Source organism: Clostridioides sp. ES-S-0005-03 (assembly GCF_020658455.1).
Taxonomy (GTDB): Bacteria; Bacillota; Clostridia; order Peptostreptococcales; family Peptostreptococcaceae; genus Clostridioides.
Genome location: NZ_JACVWI010000003.1, coordinates 399,959 through 421,335 on the forward strand (window position 1 = coordinate 399,959; position 21,377 = coordinate 421,335).

Annotated in this window: 20 protein-coding genes; 12 read left to right on the forward strand and 8 right to left on the reverse strand. The window is 28.6% G+C overall.

The window, feature by feature from the left end; genetic code table 11:
- The first annotated feature begins 317 nt into the window (after nt 1-317).
- From IC218_RS14550 to IC218_RS14585, 8 genes are all read left to right on the forward strand, one after another.
- Nucleotides 318-1,304, forward strand: a complete 987-nt coding sequence (locus IC218_RS14550; protein WP_227433331.1) for an ABC transporter permease — start codon at nt 318-320, stop codon at nt 1,302-1,304.
- Nucleotides 1,288-2,199: an ABC transporter permease gene (locus IC218_RS14555; RefSeq protein WP_227433330.1), complete on the forward strand. Its 912-nt coding sequence runs from the start codon at nt 1,288-1,290 to the stop codon at nt 2,197-2,199. The genes IC218_RS14550 and IC218_RS14555 overlap by 17 nt, the downstream gene beginning before the upstream one ends.
- 115 nt (nt 2,200-2,314) lie before the next feature.
- A complete protein-coding gene (locus IC218_RS14560; protein WP_227824757.1) occupies nt 2,315-3,883 on the forward strand; it encodes an ABC transporter substrate-binding protein in 1,569 nt (522 codons plus the stop codon).
- A 73-nt stretch (nt 3,884-3,956) separates the two neighbouring features.
- Nucleotides 3,957-4,982, forward strand: a complete 1,026-nt coding sequence (locus IC218_RS14565; RefSeq protein ID WP_227433328.1) for an ABC transporter ATP-binding protein — start codon at nt 3,957-3,959, stop codon at nt 4,980-4,982.
- Nucleotides 4,975-5,919, forward strand: a complete 945-nt coding sequence (locus tag IC218_RS14570; RefSeq protein ID WP_227433327.1) for an ABC transporter ATP-binding protein — start codon at nt 4,975-4,977, stop codon at nt 5,917-5,919. The genes IC218_RS14565 and IC218_RS14570 overlap by 8 nt, the downstream gene beginning before the upstream one ends.
- 327 nt (nt 5,920-6,246) lie before the next feature.
- Nucleotides 6,247-7,101 (forward strand): protein-ADP-ribose hydrolase, encoded by an 855-nt coding sequence (locus IC218_RS14575; protein WP_227433326.1) that lies wholly within the window; start codon nt 6,247-6,249, stop codon nt 7,099-7,101.
- A 189-nt stretch (nt 7,102-7,290) separates the two neighbouring features.
- The gene (locus IC218_RS14580; protein WP_227824758.1) at nt 7,291-8,262 is read left to right on the forward strand and encodes an alpha/beta hydrolase; all 972 of its coding nucleotides are present in this window, start codon (nt 7,291-7,293) and stop codon (nt 8,260-8,262) included.
- A gap of 200 nt (nt 8,263-8,462) precedes the next feature.
- Nucleotides 8,463-8,912, forward strand: coding sequence for a hypothetical protein (locus tag IC218_RS14585; protein WP_227433324.1), 450 nt, complete (start codon nt 8,463-8,465; stop codon nt 8,910-8,912).
- A 171-nt stretch (nt 8,913-9,083) separates the two neighbouring features.
- Here the strand turns inward: IC218_RS14585 and IC218_RS14590 are convergent, their stop codons facing one another.
- Complete coding sequence (locus tag IC218_RS14590; protein WP_227433323.1) at nt 9,084-10,013, reverse strand: helix-turn-helix transcriptional regulator; 930 nt, start codon at nt 10,011-10,013, stop codon at nt 9,084-9,086.
- A 192-nt stretch (nt 10,014-10,205) separates the two neighbouring features.
- On the opposite strand from IC218_RS14590, the gene modA reads away from it, so the two are divergent.
- The 4 genes from modA (at nt 10,206) to IC218_RS14610 (ending at nt 13,490) form a co-directional block, all read left to right on the forward strand.
- A complete protein-coding gene (modA, locus tag IC218_RS14595; RefSeq protein WP_227824759.1) occupies nt 10,206-11,018 on the forward strand; it encodes a molybdate ABC transporter substrate-binding protein in 813 nt (270 codons plus the stop codon).
- Nucleotides 11,019-11,166: 148 nt separating this feature from the next.
- Nucleotides 11,167-11,850, forward strand: coding sequence for a molybdate ABC transporter permease subunit (gene modB / locus IC218_RS14600; RefSeq protein WP_227433321.1), 684 nt, complete (start codon nt 11,167-11,169; stop codon nt 11,848-11,850).
- Nucleotides 11,851-12,927, forward strand: coding sequence for a sulfate/molybdate ABC transporter ATP-binding protein (locus tag IC218_RS14605; protein WP_227433320.1), 1,077 nt, complete (start codon nt 11,851-11,853; stop codon nt 12,925-12,927).
- Nucleotides 12,928-12,932: 5 nt separating this feature from the next.
- Nucleotides 12,933-13,490 carry a sugar O-acetyltransferase gene (locus IC218_RS14610; RefSeq protein ID WP_227433319.1) on the forward strand — a complete coding sequence of 186 codons (558 nt, stop codon included), beginning with the start codon at nt 12,933-12,935 and terminating at the stop codon, nt 13,488-13,490.
- 213 nt (nt 13,491-13,703) lie between these two features.
- On the opposite strand, the gene IC218_RS14615 is transcribed toward IC218_RS14610, so the two are convergent.
- The 7 genes from IC218_RS14615 to IC218_RS14645 all read right to left on the reverse strand — a co-directional run bounded on the left by IC218_RS14615 (nt 13,704) and on the right by IC218_RS14645 (nt 21,211).
- On the reverse strand, nt 13,704-14,720 hold the full coding sequence (locus IC218_RS14615) for an ABC transporter substrate-binding protein (RefSeq protein WP_227433318.1): 1,017 nt from the start codon (nt 14,718-14,720) through the stop codon (nt 13,704-13,706).
- Between the two features lie 32 nt (nt 14,721-14,752).
- Entirely contained in the window at nt 14,753-15,775 is a 1,023-nt protein-coding gene (locus IC218_RS14620) for a CD0873 family tyrosine ABC transporter substrate-binding lipoprotein (protein ID WP_227433317.1), read from the reverse strand.
- A gap of 156 nt (nt 15,776-15,931) precedes the next feature.
- Nucleotides 15,932-16,687, reverse strand: coding sequence for an ABC transporter ATP-binding protein (locus tag IC218_RS14625; protein WP_227433316.1), 756 nt, complete (start codon nt 16,685-16,687; stop codon nt 15,932-15,934).
- A complete protein-coding gene (locus IC218_RS14630) occupies nt 16,674-17,576 on the reverse strand; it encodes an ABC transporter permease (RefSeq protein WP_227482956.1) in 903 nt (300 codons plus the stop codon). The genes IC218_RS14625 and IC218_RS14630 overlap by 14 nt, the downstream gene beginning before the upstream one ends.
- Nucleotides 17,577-18,375: 799 nt before the next feature.
- A complete protein-coding gene (locus IC218_RS14635; RefSeq protein ID WP_227824760.1) occupies nt 18,376-19,413 on the reverse strand; it encodes an ABC transporter substrate-binding protein in 1,038 nt (345 codons plus the stop codon).
- Between the two features lie 153 nt (nt 19,414-19,566).
- Nucleotides 19,567-20,322 carry an ABC transporter ATP-binding protein gene (locus tag IC218_RS14640; RefSeq protein ID WP_227824761.1) on the reverse strand — a complete coding sequence of 252 codons (756 nt, stop codon included), beginning with the start codon at nt 20,320-20,322 and terminating at the stop codon, nt 19,567-19,569.
- Nucleotides 20,309-21,211, reverse strand: a complete 903-nt coding sequence (locus IC218_RS14645) for an ABC transporter permease (protein WP_227482956.1) — start codon at nt 21,209-21,211, stop codon at nt 20,309-20,311. The genes IC218_RS14640 and IC218_RS14645 overlap by 14 nt, the downstream gene beginning before the upstream one ends.
- Nucleotides 21,212-21,377 lie beyond the last annotated feature (166 nt).

Below are 21,377 nucleotides of genomic sequence, written 5' to 3' on the forward strand. Positions count from 1 at the left end.
TTAGATAGTTTGCATAGAAACTAATATAATATAGTTTCAGTAAATAGTCAATATAAAATTTAATAATTATGTAATAAATAAGAGATTAGTAATATCATAAAAATTTAATTTTAGGTAAAAATAAAACAATTTGATGAAATTTTAACAATTTTTCAAAAGTTTGTTTACACACAACATAAATGATGCTAAAATTGGTTTATAGATAAATATTTAAAATTTAATTTTTATTTAATGATAATAAAACCACGAAGGTTTAAACGTCGATTGACGCTTGCTTTTGGTGGTTTTTTTTATTGCAACAAAGGGGGAATAGGGGTTTGTTAAAGGATATAGTTAAAAAGTTGTTGCAGTTTATTTTAGTAATGTTTTTATTATCTTTTGTGGTTTTTTATATGGCAAGACTTGCTCCAGGAGACCCATTAATTTCTTACTATGGAGATGGTGTAGAAAGAATGAGTACTCAAGAAAAAGAAAATGCTATGAAAAAACTTGGTCTAAACGAACCAATATACAGTCAATATATAAAATGGATTTCAGATGCATCAAAAGGAGAATTTGGGATTTCATTTAAATATAAGCAAAATGTTACTTCTGTTATAAATGATGTTTATATAAATACTATCATATTAGGTGGTTCAGGATACATACTTACCTTTGTTCTAGCATTACTTTTAGGAATTTTTTGTACATTGCATGAAGATAAGCTTATAGATAGGGTTATATGTAAACTAGGTACGATAACCAATTGTATTCCATCATTCTGGGTTGCTTTAGTACTTATACTTATATTCAGTATAAATCTAAGTATACTTCCAAGTAGTGGAGCTTATTCAATGGGAGAGGAATATAGTATATCAAGTAGGATATCTCATTTAATATTACCTCTTACAGTACTTATATTGAGCCATTTATGGTATTACACATATATGATAAGAAATAAATTGCTAGAAGAAATAAGAGAAGATTATGTATTGCTATGTAAAGCAAAAGGTTTAAACAATAGAACCATTGTTTTTAAGCATTGCCTGAGAAATATAATGCCATCATATATAAGTATCATGGCTATTTCAATACCTCATATATTAGGAGGAACTTATGTAGTTGAAAAGGTTTTTTCTTATCCAGGGTTAGGAACTCTTTGTTTTGAGAGTGCAAAGTATCACGATTATAATATGTTATTAGTTTTATGTCTAATAACAGGAGCTTTAGTGGTATTTGGAAATATGCTAGCTCAAATTATAAACAATAAAATAGACCCTAGAATGAAGTACGATAGAGGTGATAACAATGAAGCCGCAATGTAGTGATTTTGAGATTGTAGGAGAAAATTATATTTCAGTAGTAAAAGATGAACAAATAGAAATAAAAAAAACTCTGTTTGAAAAATTTAAACAGTTACCATATATATCAATCATAATTTTATCCATTATAGTTATTGGAAGTGTATTTTCATCTTTGATAATGACACATGAGCCAACATATATGGATTTAGTAAGTTCTAATTTAGCTCCAAGTAAAGATTTTTTCTTTGGAACAGATTCAATGGGAAGAGATATATATTCTATGATATGGTATGGAGGAAAAATATCTTTATTTATAGGAATATTTTCGACAATAATATCAACTATTATAGGAATTGTTTATGGTAGCATAAGCGGTTCAGCATCTGAGCTTGTAGATGATGCAATGATGAGATTTACAGAAATCATACTTAGTATACCATCAATATTAATTATAATATTTGTACAAGCGATACTTGGGAATTCAAATCCAATATCTATGTCCATAGTAATAGGGATAACAAGTTGGATGAATATATCTAAGATTGTAAGGACTGAAGTTAGACAAATAAGAAATAGTGAGTACATACTAGCAGCTAAAAGTATGGGTGGAGGATTTTTATATATATTAAAACAGCACTTACTTCCAAACTTTGTTGCATCAATAATGTTTATGGTAGTAACAAATATAGGTGCAGCTATTGGAACTGAGTCAACACTGAGTTTTTTAGGAATTGGTTTGCCAATAGAAATTGTTTCTTGGGGAAGTATGCTATCTTTATCAGAAGAAGCACTGCTTTCAAATAGATGGTGGATTATCCTAATTCCAGGTATATTTTTAGTTACTACATTGGTCTGTATAACTAATATTGGTAATTATATAAGAAAGAGCAATAATAAAAAATCAAGTAATTTATAAATCAGCGTTTTAAGTGTTAAATAAGCAAATACTAAGGTATTTGAAATATCTATTTAAATAAATGGGGTCAAAGCTTTAAAAAATATTTATTATTAAAAGCAAAAGGGGGAGCATCATGAAATTAAAAAAATTAAAAGTTTTAAGTCTAGTAATGATACTTAGTCTAATGGCAGGCTGTTCGAGTGCAGGAAATGGGGACAAAAAAACATATAAACCTAAAGATGGTAAAGTACTTGTTTATGGAAGTAATGACTATACAAGTATAAATCCAGCACTATATGAACATGGCGAAATAAATTCATTGATATTTAATGGATTAACAGCTCATGATGAAAATAATAAAGTAGTTCCTTGTCTAGCAAAAGATTGGAAATTTGATGAAGCAACAAATACATATACTTTTAATTTAAGAGATGATGTTAAGTGGCATGATGGAGAGAAATTTACAGCAAATGATGTTAAATTCACAATGGAAACTATAATGAATCCAGACAATGCTTCTGAAATAGCATCAAATTATGAAGATATAACAAAAATTGATGTAATTAATGATACTACTATAAAAATTGCTTTAAAAGCACCAAATACAGCAATGCTTGATTATTTAACAGTTGGAATATTACCAAAACATGCATTAGAAGGTAAAGATATAACTACTGATGGATTTAATCAAAAACCAATAGGTACTGGACCATTCAAACTTGAAAAATGGGATAAAGGGCAAAGTATAACACTTGTTAAAAATAGTGATTATTTTGTAAAAGAGCCAGGACTGGATAAAGTAGTATTTAAGATTGTACCAGATGACAAAGCTAAAGCAATGCAATTAAAATCAGGTGAATTAGATTTAGCGCAAGTAACTCCTAAAGATATGTCTAATTTTGAGAAAGACGAAAAGAATTTTAAAGTAAATATAATGAAAACTGCAGATTATAGAGGTATACTATATAACTTCAATTCTAAATTCTTTAAAGATGAAAAGACTAAAGGATTACCAAATGCTTTAAGTTATGCAATAGATAGAAAAGCAATAGTTGATAGTGTATTATTGGGTCATGGTGTAGCCGCATATTCACCTTTACAAATGGGACCATATAATAATCCTGATATAGAGAAATTTGAATATAATCCAGAAAAGGCTAAGCAAGAAATTGAAAAATTAGGTTGGAAGTTAGGTTCTGATGGAATATATGAAAAAGAAGGTACTAAATTAGCTTTTGAAATAACAGCTGGCGAAAGTGACCAAGTTAGAGTTGATATGGCTAAAATATGTGCACAACAGCTAAAAGAAATAGGTGTTGATGCTAAAGCTGTAGTTGTAACTGAAACAGATTGGGCTAATCAAGATGCGCACTTAATCGGTTGGGGAAGTCCATTTGACCCAGATGACCATACATATAAAGTATTTGGAACAGATAAAGGTGCAAACTACAGTGCTTATTCTAATCCTACTATAGACAAAATACTTCAACAAGCAAGAGAAACAGAAAATAAAGATGAAAAATTAAAGTTATATAAACAATTCCAAGTAGAGATGACTAAAGATATGCCATATACATTTATTGCTTATATAGATGCTATATATGTTGGAAAACCAAATATAAAAGGTTTAACACCTGATACAGTTTTAGGTCATCATGGTGTAGGGATATTCTGGAACATAGCTGATTGGACAATAGAATAATAGTTAGATTAATTAGAAACCTTAGGGATGAAATATATCCCTAAGGTTTGAATAGCATAGGGGTTGATGGTTTTTGGAACATTTATTGGAGGTTAATAATCTATCTGTAAGCTTTAAAATAGAAGAAGGCGAAGTACAGGCTGTGAGAGATGTGTCCTTTACCCTAAAAAGGGGTGAAACACTAGCTATAGTTGGAGAATCTGGTTGTGGAAAATCTGTATTATGCAAAAGTTTGATAAAGATACTTCCATATAATGGATATATCAAAAGTGGAGAGGTTCTATTTAAATCAAAGGACTTAGTTAAAAAATCTGAGAAAGAAATGGAAGATATTAGAGGAAGAGATATATCAATGATATTTCAAGACCCTATGACATCTTTGAATCCAACCATATCAATAGGAAAGCAAATAACTGAAGCTATAGTAATCCATCAAGGCATAAGTAAAAGTGAAGCTAAGAAAAGAGCTATAGAGCTTATTGAATTAGTTGGGATAGATAATCCTGAAAAAAGATTTAAACAATTTCCGCATCATTTTTCAGGAGGAATGAGGCAACGTATAGTAATTGCTATAGCACTAGCTTGTAATCCAGAAGTATTAATTGCTGATGAGCCTACAACAGCCTTGGATGTAACTATACAAGCTCAAATAATTGACTTAATAAAAGAACTACAAAATAAAATAGGCTTATCAATAATATTTATAACTCATGATTTAGGTGTAGTTGCAACTATGGCTGATAGGATAGCAGTTATGTATGCAGGTAAGATTGTAGAAATAGGAACAGTAGAAGATATATTTTATGACCCTAGACATCCATATACTTGGGGATTATTAGGTTCATTACCTACTTTAGATTCACAAGAAGATTATTTGTATAATATACCTGGAATGCCTCCAAATTTATTAAATCCTCCAAAGGGGGATGCATTTGCAGTAAGAAATAAAAATGCTCTTAGGATAGATTATGAAAAGGAGCCACCAATGTTTAAAATTAATGATACACACAGTGCAGCAACTTGGTTATTGCATCCAGATGCACCTAAAATAAATATACCAGTTAGGGTAAATGGTGGAAGGGTGATTTCTAATGAATAAAGAAAAAATACTAGAAATAAAAAATTTAAAACAATATTTTCATTTGGATAAAAGTACTATTGTAAAAGCAGTTGATGATATAAGTTTTGATATATATAAAGGAGAAATATTTGGTTTAGTAGGAGAATCTGGTTCAGGAAAATCTACAACTGGTAAAACTATAATAAAGTTACATGAGCCTACTGGTGGAGACGTAATTTATAAGGGAAATTGTATCTCAGATAAAAAATCATATAAATTTGTAAAAAAAGATGTAAATAAAAGTATGCAGATTATTTTTCAAGATTCTACCTCATCATTAAATCCTCGTATGACAATTGGAGATATAATTTCAGAGCCACTTAAAATTCAGGGTGTCTGTAAAAATAAAGCAGAAAGACTGGATAAAGTCTATGAGATGTTAAATTTAGTGGGACTTGATAGAAGCTATGCAAATAAATATCCTTCTGACTTTTCAGGTGGGCAAAGACAACGTATTGGTATAGCTCGAGCTCTTTCAGTAGACCCAGAGTTTATAATAGCTGATGAACCGATAGCCTCTTTAGATGTGTCTATACAAGCACAAATAGTAAATTTATTTAAAAAATTACAGAAAGAAAAGAATTTAACTTGTTTGTTTATAGCGCATGATTTATCTATGGTGAGACATATTAGTGACCGTATAGGAGTTATGCATAATGGAAAATTAGTAGAATTAGCGAATTCAGAAGAGTTGTATAATAATCCTATACATCCATATACAAAGTCTTTACTTTCTGCAATTCCTATTCCTGACCCAAGATATGCTAAGGTAAGAAATAGAGTGGAATATAATTATAGTATGTATAATTGTTCAAGTGATGAGTTATCAAGTTGGATTGAGGTTTCAGATGGTCATTTTGTATATGCTTCTAAATCAGATATAAATAAATACCAACAAAATTTAAAAGTTGTTTAGTGTAAAAACCATTCTAGGTAAGAGTTGCTTATTTAGAGTGGTTTTTATGTATGTAAATTTATGTGTAAAAGTGTAACCTTTAGAACGTTCCCTTTAATTATTATCTTTAAAAATTTTATGATTAAAGTGTTAGCAAGTAGCATATTATTTTATAAAGGTTTATATAAAATACTTAAAATTGTTCTATATTTTGTCTTTAAATATATTAATATTAAAAAATTTACACTTTTAACAGGATTTATGTAAGTGTTTATAGAAATAAATAAGTATGTACATAATACATAATTATTTTTTATAATTCTAAAATAAAAGAATGGAGAGATAGCTATGAAGTGGAGAGATTATGCTGATGATGTAAACTTATTTGAGGATTTTGATAGAAGTATCAAACCTCTAACTGACGAACAAAGAAAGAAAAATATAAACACTTTAATTGCATATTTTTCAAAAGAAGTTCCTTCTAAAATATACAATTTATCAAATGATGAAATCAAGCCTAGAGATATACTTAGAGGACTTCTTAATGTATATCCACCAAAAGAAATTGCTCCAGAGATACTTAGTATGTTACATAACTTATTGTTAATTGAATGTGAAGAAAGAGAGTTAGTAGATGTAAATGATATAGAAGAAGTTGAGGAAGGCATTGCTATATGGAGAGGCAATATAACTAATTTAAAAGCAGATGCAATAGTAAATGCTGCAAACAATAAGCTATTAGGATGTTTACAACCATTACATTTATGTGTAGATAATGAGATACATTCATGCGCAGGTCCTAGACTTAGAGAAGATTGTGATAAAATAATAAAAAAACAAGGACATTTAGAATATACAGGAGATGCTAAAATAACTAGAGGTTATTGTCTACCTGCAAAATTTGTAGTACACACTGTTGGACCTATTGTATCTGGTGGTCAGCCAAGCAAAGAACAGGAAAAACAATTACTACATTGCTACAAATCATCTCTAAATACTATAAGAGAAATTGATGAAATAAAGAATATCGTTTTTTGTGGTATTTCTACAGGGGTATTTGGATATCCAAAAAAAGAAGCAGCTAATCTTGCTGTAAATAGAGTGAGATTATGGCTAAAAGAAAATCCTGAGAAAAATTTAAAAGTTGTATTTAATGTATTCACAGAAGAGGAAGAAGAAAAATATAGAAGAATATTTAGATAGCACTTGCCAATAAAGTATCTAGTAATATTTATTAGATAAGGCAATAGCTTATAAATATTAATGATTGATAAAATATAATTTGTAATTTTAGTAGATTAATAGGTATAATAGAAATCATAAGAGTAGTATAAGTAGCGATTGTATTACTTTTAAAAAACAAAATATAGGAAAATTAAATGGTAAATAAATATGAAAAATAGTTTTAAGAATTATATTAGTTTAAGAAATAAGGTAATAATTGTATCAGTTGTATTTCTGTTAATACCGTTAATCATATCGTATATATTTGGCAAATTGGTGTACGATAGCTCAGTTGGCTCAGAACAGTTAATAAAAAAAGAAGATGTATTAAAAGTATTTTCTAAGAGGAAAGATAAGCCCTTAGATAAATTGAAAAACTACAAGACAGATGAGCTGATGATACAAAGCTCTAATAATTACAAACTTGAAAGTCTTTTTATAAATTCAAATATAAAAACAAAAAATACTATTATAATTGTTCATGGAATGGGAAGTAATCACTATGAAATGCTAAAAATAGCATATGAATACTTAGATAAAGGTTATAATGTATTGATTTACAATCAAAGAAATACTGGTAATAGTGGAGGCGACAATTACACATTTGGTCTTTATGAGAGATATGATTTAGATAGTATAGTTAAGTTTGTAAAAAATAAATTCCCAGATGGTAAATTGGGAATCCATGGATTTTCTATGGGTGCAGGAACAGCTGCTATGCATACAGCTATAAACTCAGAAAGTCAAGAGGTCGATTTTTATATATTGGATTCTCCATATTCTGAAATGAAGGATGCCATTAGAATGGGAGTAATAGAAAAACATATACCAAATGTATTAGTAAATTATGTAGTAGCATGTGGGGATGTGTATAATAAATTTAAATCTGGATTTTGGTATAGTGATGTAGAACCATATAAGGCAATCGAAAAGAGTAATGTTCCTATACTATTTATACATGGAACAAAAGACACTGTTTGTAATTATCAAAATAGCCAAACCATGTATGACTTAGTCAAGCATAATAAAAAAGAGCTATGGCTCATAGAAGGTATTGAACATGTTGCTGGATATGACTCTGATAGTAGAGCATATTTCAATAGAATTTTTAGGTTTATAGATAGTAGTATTATCAATTAATAGAAATTAGTTGTATATTTTAATAGCTTATTTATTTTATTACAAAATAAATAAGCTATTTTTCATATTAAATATAAATATTTAATATGAATTAATTGATTATGAAAATGAAAATAACTACCAATTAAATTCACCTGTACCTCAAATAAAAGAGTTAGTATTATATACAATAAAATCTAACGAAAAGAGAGGTAGTATATATGAAAAACAAAAATAATAAAGAAAAAGGCATGTTGAATATGAGAGTATTAAGAGTTTTGGGATTACTATTAATATTTTTTGACTATACAGGAGATACTTTAAATTTTTATAACTTTTTTGCTAAACCCTTAGTATCAGGAAGTTTATATCAATCAGGAGGAGCTGATTATATAGTATTATTGTTATTTGTTACAGAATGTGTATACTTAGTTGGAAGATACATATTAAAAGTTAAAATAAATTGGAGTGAAGTTATTGAAAATGAAAAAGATAATTTTATTAATAATTTATTAGTTGAGAAGATACAAGAAGAAAGCAACTTTGTATATAACCTATTAAACTCATTTATTTTACCGCATGTATACAAGATAGGAAAATTATTCATATCAAAAACACATAATACGTTAATCTACATTAAGGAAAATTACTATTATGTAAATATATATTAATATATTTAACTATTTAGTATATTGAATTTTATATGTGGCTACCAAAATGAACAATATAGGTTTTTATGATAGACTGAATTTTTTGATGTACGTTTTTGGCATACATAAAAATCGCAATTTACTTTACAATTAATTTATAAATCATGTAAAAATAGATTGCGATTTTTATTTTTAAACTTCTGCTATGATTTTGCCTGTGTCAATCAAATCATATCCACCAAGACCTTGAAGTTCGGCCTTAAATTCAGCTGAATTAATTATACTAATTATAGTTTGGTAGACAGGGTTTTTCAAGTCTTCTTTTTTAATAACCAAATCATAACGTTCCTTGTGAAGAGGAATAAAGTCAATATTGTTTACTTGTAGAGCAGCTTTTTCATTGCCTAATCCAACATCAGCTATACCACGAGAAACCTTGCTTGCTACACCTAAATGCGATAATTCTTCATTATAATAACCATTTATATCAGTGCCATTAAAATTTAAAAGTCTAAGTTTGCCATCAAGCAAAACTCTAGTTCCAGCCCCTTTTTCTCGATTTACAAGTGTTATATTTGGTCTGGTTAAATCATTCCAACCTTTTATTTCCTTAGGATTTCCTTTAGCAACATAAAAACCTTGCATTCTATATGCTAGATTTATAAGTACACATGGGATTCCTGGCAATAGTTTTTTAACAAAAGTACTATTATATTCGTCTGTTTCAAAATCCCATAGATGGGATGATGCTATAGAAACCCTGCCATTATATAATTCATATAAAGCATTATAACTTCCTATATAAGAGCGAAATGTATTTACTCTATCTAATCTTTTTTCAACAGACCTAGCTAAAATGTCTAATATTACATCTTGGCCAGAAATAATAATTTTACGATTATTATCAATATCTATATTTTTATTGTTAAAATGTGTATCTTTAATTTTACCAGTTTTTTGATTGTTGATATATTCTTCGACATCTTTAATATCAACTCTTATTTTTTTACCTACTTTGTAAGAAGGAAGTTCACCTCTTTTGATTAATTCATATACAGTATTTTTTGTTATCTTTAATAATTCAGCTACTTCAACAGGTGTCAAAGATGATAATGAGTCCATAATCCACCTCCATATAAGGTTATTTTAACATTAAAAAAAGAAAAATGTAGAAAAATATTTAAAAGTAATATAAATAATTTACTTGAAAATTTATTAGCAGGTATATATAATTAAGTTATACATAACAAAACATGATAAAACATGATAAAACGAATTAAAATATGTATCAAATTTACAAAAAGGGAGAGTATTATGAAAAAAATATTGGGAATATTAGGATTAGTTGCATGTTTAACTTTGGGGACAGTTGGATGTAGTAGTAAAGAAAGTCCAAAAGATGATGGTAAAGAAGAAAAAACAAATAAAAGCAGTGAGACAGTAGAACTAAACATATCTGCTGCTGCAAGTTTAAAAGAAGCAATGGCAAAAATTGAAGAAGAATACAAAAAAGTTGATTCCAATGTAAAGCTTACAGTTAACTATGGAGCATCAGGTTCACTTCAACAGCAAATAGAACAAGGTGCACCATGTGATTTATTTATTTCAGCAGGTCAGAAACAAATGAAAGCTTTAGATGAAGAAAAGTTATTAGTTTCCGATACTATGAAAGATTTAGTTAAAAATGATTTAGTTCTTATTTCTTCAGCTGATAGTGATGTATCTAGTATGAAAGACTTAACTACAGATAAAGTAAAGAAAATTGCAGTTGGAGAAGCTGAAAGTGTTCCAGCAGGTAAATATGCAGATGAAGTATTAACTAATTTAAATTTAAAAGATACATTAAAAGATAAATTGGTGTTTGCGAAAGATGTAAAAGAGGTTTTAGCATGGGTGCAATCAGGTAATGCAGATGTTGGATTCGTTTATTTTAGTGACACTGTGAATAATGATAAAATAAAAGTAGTTGAGAAAACAGATGAAAAAACTCATTCACCTATTACATATCCAGTTGCAGTAATTGAAGCTAGTAAAAATGCAGATGCTGCTAAGAAATTTGAAGAATTCCTGTTGAGTGATGCAGGACAAAAGATTTTTGAGGAATTTGGATATAAAAAAGTAGAATAAGCTTACAAATAATTTATATGTAATTAAAAAGAAGTTGTATATAAATAAATGAAAATTGAAAATAATTGTATATTATAATAAAATGGAAATAGTGAAATTAATATATTTATTAATTTCACTATTTCCATTTAAATTAAGGAGGGAAAAAATGGGGACAGATTGGTCACCTTTATGGATATCACTTAAGACAGCTTTTTTGTCAACGATAATAACTTTTATAATAGGAATATTTGTGTCATATATTATGGCTAACTATAGAGGTAAGTGGAAAGGTATTATAGATGGTATCTTTACACTTCCATTAATTTTGCCACCCACAGTTGTTGGATTCTTTTTATTGTTGTTATGTGGGAAAAATGGCTTTGTAGGTAAATTTTTACTGAATTTTGATAAAACCTTAATATTTAGCTGGACAGCAACTGTAATCTCAGCAGTAGTAGTATCTTTTCCTATGATGTATAGAACTTCAAGGTCAGCTTTTGAACAAATTGATAGCAACATGTTGTCTGCTGCTAGAACCTTAGGTCTTAATGAATGGAAAGTTTTTTTAAAGATTGCAGTACCATTAGCTTGGCCTGGGATAATAGGTGGACTTGTGTTGTCGTTTGCTAGAGCACTTGGAGAATTTGGTGCTACACTTATGATAGCTGGAAATATACCTGGAAAAACTCAAACTATGCCAATCGCTATATTTTTTGCAGTTGAAGGTGGAGATATGAATAAAGCTATGATGTGGGTTATGATTATTGTAGCGATATCTATAGCAATGATTTTATTATTAAATTATTGGTCAGAATTCCAGCAGAAAATAATAGGAAAGAGGTGCAGATAGTTGAGTTTATATGTAGATATTGAAAAAGATTTATCCTCTTTTAAATTAAAAGTAAAAATTGAACAGGAAAAAGGAATTTTAGGATTTTTAGGTGAATCTGGTTCTGGAAAAAGTATGACATTAAAATGTATAGCAGGACTTGAAAAACCTACAAGAGGTAAGATTATATTAAATGAAAGAGTATTGTTTGATTCTGAAAAAAAGATAAATTTATCAACACAAGAAAGAAACATTGGTTTTTTATTTCAAAACTATGCATTATTTCCTCACATGACTGTAAGCCAAAATATCGAACTTGGTCTTTCAAAGTTAAGTAAAGATGAAAAAAAGGAAATAATAATGAAATATTTAGAAATACTTAAATTAAATGGATTTGAGGGTCGATACCCTTGGCAATTATCTGGTGGTCAGCAACAAAGAGTAGCACTAGCTAGAGCCTTAGCTACATCTCCAGATATACTACTTTTAGATGAACCTTTTTCTGCATTAGACCATCATTTGAGAAGTAATATGGAAAAAGAACTTATGAATATGTTAAAAGATTATAAGGGAGATATATTGTTTGTTACTCATGATATTGAAGAAGCTTACCGAGTTTGTGATGATATTATGGTTTATAATAAAGGAGAAGGTCTTCCAAAAAGACCTAAAAAAGAACTATTTGAGTCTCCAAAATATCTTATAGAAGCAAAAATAACAGGATGTAAAAATATATCTCGATTAAATAGAATAGATAACAATACTATTTATGCTACAGATTGGGGATGTAAGTTGACATTAACTGGAAACATAGGTGATAATATAGAATATGTGGGAATCAGAGAGCATCATATTAAGGTTTTAGATTCTAGTGAAAATTTAGATGGCAAGTTATGTTTTAGACTAATTAACATTATAGAAAATCCATTTACATACACTATATATGCTATAAACAATAATTTATCTAGCAAAAGTATGCCTATTCAGATAGAATTAGAAAAAAACAAAATGAAATTTGATAAGGGAGACAGCATTTATTTAGATTTTCCACAGGAATATTTATTTTGCTTTAAGTACAATTGCAAAGAAAAGGAGTAATTTATATGACTGAAAAAGAAAAAATGTTGTCAGGGAAAGGTTACTATGCAAATGATGAATTGCTAGTAAAAGAAAGAGAGTATTGTAAAAAATTAACTAGGTTGTTTAATAACTCTTTGGAAGATGAATATGAAAAAAGAGTGGATATTTTAAAAAAACTATTTGGTTCAGTTGGGAATCAAATAAATGTTGAACAAAATATAAGGTGTGACTATGGATATAATATACATGTAGGTGAAAATTTCTTTGCAAACTATGACTGTATTTTTTTAGATGTATGTAAAATTGAAATTGGTGATAATGTAATGTTAGCTCCAAATGTTCAAATTTATACAGCTTATCATCCAATTGAGGCACAGCTTAGAATTTCAGGAATAGAGTATGGTTCACCTGTAAAGATAGGAGATAATGCATGGATAGGTGGAGGCGTGATTATAACTCCAGGAGTTACTATAGGTGATAATGTGGTAATAGGTGCAGGAAGTGTAGTGACAAAAGATATACCATCAAATACTGTAGCCGTTGGAAATCCATGTAGAGTAATAAAACATATAGAAGAATAATTTTATTTATATAAATAAGTTAAGATTATTAATATATTATCTTTGGATAAGAAATATATCAATGTAAAATTGAATAGACAATATATTAAAATAAAAATATATGCCTGTTTTTATGTTTGGAAAGATTCATAGAAACAGGCATATTGATTGTATATAAAAATATCATTAAATTTTACTTTATTTTCATATTTTATATTAATTAGAGTGGTCAAATTATTTATTTTCAGTTTTAATATAAACTATGTTCTTGTCAGAAGGTTTATCTAGAGAAAGTGCCTTTAGAGTATCTTCATTAATAATTAAATTAGTTTCTTCTAAACTTGTTATAGGCATATCTGAAACTTTAGATTCTCCTTTTAGGACTTTAACAGCCATCTCACCAGTCTTATAACCTAATTTTTCATAATCTATACCTTGGCAAGCTAATGCTCCACCTTTTACCATACCTTCCTCTGCAGCTATTATAGGTATTTTATTTTTAGTAGCAAGTTGAGAAACGATAGGCATAGAAGATGCAAGTAAATTATCTGTAGGAGCATAAATAACATCTACGCTACCCATTAAACTAGAAGCAGCTTGATTTATTTCACTAGAAGAACTAATTCCTTTTTCAACAACTTTAAGACCTTTATCATTTGCATATTTCTTCAAGTTATCAACTTGAACTTTAGAATTTACCTCACTAGTATTATATATAACACCTATAGTCTTTGCTTGTGGGATTAGTATATCAAGAGCCTTTAAACTCTTATCAATAGGTGTAAAATTAGAAGTTCCAGAAACATTTTTACCTGGTTTATCTAAAGAATCTGCAAATCCAGCTGAAACAGGGTCAGTTACAGCAGTTATAAGTATAGGTATATCTTTAGTAGCATTGTATGATGCCTGAGCAGATGGAGTAGATATAGCAAATATCAAATCTTTTTTATCAGAAACAAATTTACTAGCTATAGTTTGTGTAGTAGGCATATCATTTTGAGCATTTTGATAATCTATTTCTATATTTTTACCATCTTTAAATCCATTATCTTCTAGAGCTTTAATGAATCCTTCTCTGGATGCATCTAAAGCTTGATGCTCAACTAACTGAGTAATACCAATTTTTTTAATTTCATTATTTTTATCAGATGATTTATTTGACTCACCTTCATTATTTTTAGAACAACCTGTAATGGTAGATACACTAAGAACACCAATTAAAATTAAATTTATCAACTTACTGGACTTCATTTTGACCACTCCCTCATAAAAATCTATTATATTTATTCTTGTTTAGTTTTTACATAAGAAATATTTTCATTAGAAGGTTTTTCCATACCTAAAGCTTTTAGTATATCTTCATTAACAATGATATCTGTATCATCTGATGTAGCTACAGGCATATCAGAAACTGATTCACCATTTAAAATTTTAACAGCCATTTCACCTGTTTTGTAACCAAGTTTTTCATAGTTTATACCTTGACAAGCAAGAGCACCTTTTTCAACTGGACCAGATTCAGCTGCTATAACTGGAATCTTATTTTCAGTAGCTATTTTAGAAACTATTGGCATAGAAGAAGCTACTAAGTTGTCAGTAGGAACATATAAAACATCTATCTTACCAACTAAGCTAGAAATTCCCTGATTGACTTCATTTGAAGTAGTTATTCCTTTTTCAACAACTTTAAAACCATTTTTAGAAGCATATTCTTTTAAAGCATCAACTTGAACTTTTGAATTAACTTCACTAGTATTGTACATAACTCCTATAGTCTTTGCTTTAGGAGCAAATATTTTAAGTAGTTCTAATCCTTTTTCTACAGAAACAAAGTCTGATGTTCCAGATACATTTCCACCTGGTTTTTCAATTGATTTAACTAAGCCAGCAGCGACAGGGTCACTGACAGCAGTTATAAGTATAGGTATATCCTTAGTTGCATTATAAGCTGCTTGAGCAGATGGAGTAGATATTGCAAATATTAAGTCCTTTTTATCAGATGCAAATTTACTTGCAATACTTTGTGTAGTAGGCATATCATTTTGAGCATTTTGGAAATCTATATCAATATTTTCTCCATCTTTAAATCCATTTTTTTCTAAGGCTTTTACAAATCCTGTTTTAGTAGCATCTAATGCTGGATGTTCAACCAATTGAGTTATACCAATTTTTTTAACTTCTTTGTCTTTAGAGTTATTTTCTTGTTTAGAATTGCTAGAGTCTCCACCTTGTGAACATCCTGTAAGCATAGATATTCCAAGAGCACCAGCTAAAATTAAACTTACCAATCTTTTTTTATTAATCATTTTTATATCCCCCTCAAAATTTTTTTTATTATTATATATGTTCATATATTCATATGAATGGTTGTAGTATTGCTAAAAATATTATGACTTTAAAATTATTTTATAAATAAACTAATTTGTAAGTAAGCTAAAATTAAATTATCATAATATATACTTTTAAACAGCATATTCAAATTTTTCTAAGATTTCTTCAACTGTTAATTCTTCTTTTTCTTTTCCCTTTACATCTAAGACCACTTCACCTTTATGGAGCATAATTAATCTATCTCCATATTGAAGAGCATGCTTTAAGTTGTGAGTTACCATAAGTGTAGTTATATTTTTTTCTCTTACAATTTTATCGGTTAATTCAATTACCTCATTTGATGTTTTTGGGTCAAGAGCTGCTGTATGCTCATCAAGTAATAAAACTGAAGGACTTGTTAAGCATGACATAATTAGTGAAAGTGATTGTCTTTGACCTCCTGATAAAAATTGTACTTGTACGTCTAGGTATTTTTTTAAATCTAGAGAAACTCCTTCTAATAAATTTTCTAGAAAATCTCTTTTATAACGAAGACATTTTTTTAGATTTAATAACTTACCTTTATTAAGAGCCAAAGATAAATTTTCTCTAACTGTCATAGAGGGACAAGTTCCTAAACTTGGGTCTTGAAAAACTCTACTTACTATTTGAGTTCTTCTATGTTCAGCCAAATTAGATAAATTGTGTTTATTTAATAATACTTGGCCAGAAGATTCTTTTATAAGACCCGATATTATATTTAATAAAGTGGATTTACCAGTTCCATTACTACCTATGATACTTACAAATTCACCGTCTTCTATGTCAATTGATAAATTTTCAAATATAGTATTAGGTTGACCGTATGGATTGGGGAAACTCTTTGAAAGATTTTTAATTTGTAACATCTATAACACCTCTTTTTTCAGATTTATTTTTGGTACTAGCCTTGCACTTGTTTTTTTTTAGTGAGATATTTAAGTTACCAGTAGCTAAGAAAGCTATTATAACTATGGCAGTTATCAGTTTTAAATCAGTTGATAACATACCTAAACTCATTGCAAAGTATATAGTGAATTGGTATATGAAAGAACCAACAATTATTGCAGTAGTATTTTTAATAAAAGTGAATTTCTTAAATAATGTAATACCAATTATGATAGAAGCAATTCCAAGTACTAAAGTTCCGATACCCATATTTACGTCTGAGAATCCTAAGAATTGAGCCATCAAACTACCAGATAAAGCTATAAGTCCATTTGAAATCATAAGCCCTAATATTTTTATAGAACCAATGTTTATACCCAAAGATTTAATCATTTGAGAGTTGTCACCAACACCTTTTAGAGTGTATCCAAGACCTGTCTTTAAGAATAAATCTAAAAGCACTTTACAGATAAGTACAAATGCTAGAGCTAAAACTATAGGAGATATTTCTCCATTGAATAAATGCTTAAAACTAAATAGTGGGATATTTGATTTTCCCATTATTCTTAGGTTGATAGAGTAGAGCATTCCCATAACTAAAATACCAGAAAGTAAGTTAGATATTTTAAATTTAATGTGAAGTATACCAGTTACAAGACCAGCAATACAACCACATAAAATAGCCATTAAAGTTGCTACTATAGGAGAAATCCCATTAGTAAGAGAAAATGCTACAATAGAAGCTCCCATTGTGTAGCTACCATCAGCAGACATATCGGGAAAATCTAAGATTTTGTAAGTTATATAAACCCCCAGTGCCATGATTGATAAAATTAAACTTTGCGTCATTACAGATATAATACCTGACATAAATAAAACACTCCTTTAAAAATATTTTTATAATTTTAATTATTTGTTAATTTTGTATATAAAAAAACCACATAGTATACACAACTATGTGGTAAAAACACGAATAAGCCACATAGTATAATCTATGTGGCTCTTATATAGTTAAATGAAAACTCTATAAACAATATAGCCTACATAGATACAATCCCAAAGTTTTGCTAGTCTTAAGGGGTCTGTATCTATGTTAAAACGTAGGTACAAACCCTAGAAATAGTGGCTATAGTAATAATAATATTTTTTATTGTTTAATAAAGTATTCATAATTATCTCTCCCTTTTAATATTTTAATTAGTCAGAAAATTATATGTATTCTTGACTTGTTATAAATTATAAATTATACAATAATAAAAGTCAACTGCTAAATTTAATTAAGATACTACATAGTGTATACTTGGAATTTTTAAAAGAGAATGTATCAATTGGAAAAAACGTTATCCTAAACTTATAAATTGAATGGGAATTTTGTGAAAAAATATTTAATTAAAGAAAAATGTGGAATGAAGATAAAGCTGTAGATATTAAAATTTATAAAAAAAAGCTGTCTAAGAAATTTAAATTTCTATTTAGACAGCTCAAATAATGATTAGAAAGTTATATAACTTTCATAATCTGTCGTCAAAATAGACGACTTTATGGAAAATGAATAACTTTATATGCAATAAATTGCTACAATAAGTACAATTTTCAAAGGGTTAGGGTGGATAAGAGTACTTACTATATAAAGTTTTCATATTACCTACTTTTTTGAATTTACTACATTTTACTCTGCAGATTTTGCATTTTTATCTGACTTTATATACTTTATATTATCTGCTGATAGCTTTTGCATGTCAAGTGCTTTTAGTGTATCTTCATTGATTATTATTTCAGTTTCATCTAACATAGCAACAGGTATATCACCAACAGGTTTACCCTCTAACACTTCAATAGCAAGTTCTCCAGCCTTGTAACCTAGTTTTTCATAGTCTATTCCACAACAAGCTAAAGCACCAGATGATACAGAGCCTTCTTCAGAAGCTATTATAGGTATTTTGTTTTCGTTAGCTACTTTAGAAACTATAGGCATAGAAGAAACTATTAAATTATCAGTAGGAACATATAAAACATCTATTTTGCCAACTAAACTAGAAATAGCTTGGTTAACTTCACTTGAAGAACTGATTCCTTTTTCAACAACTTCATAATTATTTTTCTTAGCATAATCATGTAGAGAATCAACTTGTATTTTTGAATTAACTTCACTAGTATTGTATATAACGCCTATTTTCTTTGCTTTTGGAGTTAAAGTTTTAACCAATTCAAGTGTTTTATCAATTGAAAGATAATCTGATGTACCTGAAACGTTTCCACCTGGTTTTTCAAGAGATTTAACCAAGCCAGCCTCTACAGGGTCTGTAACAGCAGTCATGATTATAGGTATATCTTTAGTAGCATTATAAGCTGCTTGAGCTGAAGGTGTAGATATAGCATATATCAAATCTTTTTTATCAGATACGAATTTACTTGCAATACTTTGTGTAGTAGGCATATCATTTTGTGCATTTTGGAAGTCTATTTTTATATTATCTCCATCCTTATAACCTTTATCTTCTAGTGCTTTTATGAATCCCTGTTTTGCCTTATCTAAAGATGGATGTTCTACTAATTGAGTGATTCCTATATTTTTTATTTCTTTCTTGTCTGTTTTTTCATTGTCTTTTGAAGCATCTGAGCCTCCATTTTGAGAACATCCAGTGAGCATAGATATTCCAAGAGTACCAGCTAAAATTAAACTTACCAATCTTTTTTTATTAATCATTTTTATATCCCCCTCAAAAATTTTATTGTTATATATGTTCATATATTCATATGAATTATTGTAGTATTGCTAAAAATATTATGATTTTACAATTATTTTATAAATAAACTAATTTGTAACTAAGCTAAAATTAAATTATCATAATACATACTTTTAAACAGCATATTCAAATTTTTCTAAGATTTCTTCAACTGTTAATTCTTCTTTTTCTTTTCCCTTTACATCTAAGACCACTTCACCTTTATGGAGCATTATCAATCTATCTCCATATTGAAGTGCATGCTTTAAGTTGTGAGTTACCATAAGTGTAGTTATATTTTTTTCTCTTATAATTTTATCAGTTAATTCAATTACTTCATTTGATGTCTTTGGGTCAAGTGCTGCTGTATGCTCATCTAATAATAGAATCTTAGGGCTTGCTAAACTAGACATAATTAGTGAAAGTGATTGTCTTTGACCTCCTGAAAGATATTGTACTTTGATATCTAAGTATTTTTTTAAATCTAGAGAAATTCCTTCAAGTAAGTGCTCTAAGTCATTTGTTTTATGACGAAGACATCTCTTTAAATTTAGCAATTTCCCCTTATTAAGAGCCAAAGATAAATTTTCTCTAACTGTCATAGAAGGACAAGTTCCTAAGCTTGGGTCTTGAAAAACTCTACTTACTATTTGAGTTCTTTTGTGTTCAGCTAAATTTGTTATATTAGTATTATCTAGAGTGATTTCACCAGAGGATTCTTTTAATAATCCCGATATTATATTTAATAAAGTAGATTTACCAGTTCCATTACTACCTATGATACTTACAAATTCACCGTCTTCTATACTAAGGGATAAATTTTCAAATATAGTATTAGGTTGACCATATGGATTTGGGAAACTCTTTGAAATATTTTTAATTTGTAACATCTATAACACCTCTTTTTTCAGATTTATTTTTGGTACTAGCCTTGCACTTGTTTTTTTTTAGTGAGATATTTAAGTTACCAGTAGCTAAGAAAGCTATTATAACTATGGCAGTTATTAGTTTTAAATCAGTTGATAACATACCTAAACTCATTGCAAAGTATATAGTGAATTGGTATATGAAAGAACCAACAATTATTGCAGTAGTATTTTTAATAAAAGTAAATTTCTTAAATAATGTAATACCAATTATGATAGAAGCAATTCCAAGTACTAAAGTTCCGATACCCATATTTACGTCTGAGAATCCTAAGAATTGAGCCATCAAACTACCAGATAAAGCTATAAGTCCATTTGAAATCATAAGCCCTAATATTTTTATAGAACCGATGTTTATACCCAAAGATTTAATCATTTGAGAGTTGTCACCAACACCTTTTAGAGTGTATCCAAGACCTGTCTTTAAGAATAAATCCAAAAGTACTTTACAGATAAGTACAAATGCTAGAGCTAAAACTATAGGAGATATTTCTCCATTGAATAAATGTTTAAAACTAAATAGTGGGATATTTGATTTTCCCATTATTCTTAGGTTGATAGAGTAGAGCATTCCCATAACTAAAATACCAGAAAGTAAGTTAGATATTTTAAATTTAATGTGAAGTATACCAGTTACAAGACCAGCAATACAACCACATAAAATAGCCATTAAAGTTGCTACTATAGGAGAAATCCCATTAGTAAGAGAAAATGCTACAATAGAAGCTCCCATTGTGTAGCTACCATCAGCAGACATATCGGGAAAATCTAAGATTTTGTAAGTTATATAAACCCCCAGTGCCATGATTGATAAAATTAAACTTTGCGTCATTACAGATATAATACCTGACATAAATAAAACACCCCTTTGAAAATATTTTAAAATAATTTTTTAAATATAATTGAAAATTAAATTTTGGATATAAAAAAACCACACAGTACATATAACTGTATGGCAAAAACACGAATGAGCCACACAGTATAATCCATGTGGCTCTCTATAATATGATGATAAAATA

Bases quoted from the DNA above. Each gene is read 5' to 3' on its own strand.
- IC218_RS14635 (WP_227824760.1), bottom strand. From the start codon at position 19,413: ATGATTAATAAAAAAAGATTGGTAAGTTTAATTTTAGCTGGTACTCTT.
- IC218_RS14585 (WP_227433324.1), top strand. From the start codon at position 8,463: ATGAAAAACAAAAATAATAAAGAAAAAGGCATGTTGAATATGAGAGTA.
- IC218_RS14570 (WP_227433327.1), top strand. From the start codon at position 4,975: ATGAATAAAGAAAAAATACTAGAAATAAAAAATTTAAAACAATATTTT.
- modB (WP_227433321.1), top strand. From the start codon at position 11,167: ATGGGGACAGATTGGTCACCTTTATGGATATCACTTAAGACAGCTTTT.
- IC218_RS14645 (WP_227482956.1), bottom strand. From the start codon at position 21,211: ATGTCAGGTATTATATCTGTAATGACGCAAAGTTTAATTTTATCAATC.
- IC218_RS14575 (WP_227433326.1), top strand. From the start codon at position 6,247: ATGAAGTGGAGAGATTATGCTGATGATGTAAACTTATTTGAGGATTTT.
- IC218_RS14560 (WP_227824757.1), top strand. From the start codon at position 2,315: ATGAAATTAAAAAAATTAAAAGTTTTAAGTCTAGTAATGATACTTAGT.
- IC218_RS14580 (WP_227824758.1), top strand. From the start codon at position 7,291: ATGAAAAATAGTTTTAAGAATTATATTAGTTTAAGAAATAAGGTAATA.
- IC218_RS14625 (WP_227433316.1), bottom strand. From the start codon at position 16,687: ATGTTACAAATTAAAAATCTTTCAAAGAGTTTCCCCAATCCATACGGT.
- IC218_RS14590 (WP_227433323.1), bottom strand. From the start codon at position 10,013: ATGGACTCATTATCATCTTTGACACCTGTTGAAGTAGCTGAATTATTA.
- modA (WP_227824759.1), top strand. From the start codon at position 10,206: ATGAAAAAAATATTGGGAATATTAGGATTAGTTGCATGTTTAACTTTG.
- IC218_RS14640 (WP_227824761.1), bottom strand. From the start codon at position 20,322: ATGTTACAAATTAAAAATATTTCAAAGAGTTTCCCAAATCCATATGGT.
- IC218_RS14630 (WP_227482956.1), bottom strand. From the start codon at position 17,576: ATGTCAGGTATTATATCTGTAATGACGCAAAGTTTAATTTTATCAATC.
- IC218_RS14620 (WP_227433317.1), bottom strand. From the start codon at position 15,775: ATGATTAATAAAAAAAGATTGGTAAGTTTAATTTTAGCTGGTGCTCTT.
- IC218_RS14615 (WP_227433318.1), bottom strand. From the start codon at position 14,720: ATGAAGTCCAGTAAGTTGATAAATTTAATTTTAATTGGTGTTCTTAGT.
- IC218_RS14555 (WP_227433330.1), top strand. From the start codon at position 1,288: ATGAAGCCGCAATGTAGTGATTTTGAGATTGTAGGAGAAAATTATATT.
- IC218_RS14610 (WP_227433319.1), top strand. From the start codon at position 12,933: ATGACTGAAAAAGAAAAAATGTTGTCAGGGAAAGGTTACTATGCAAAT.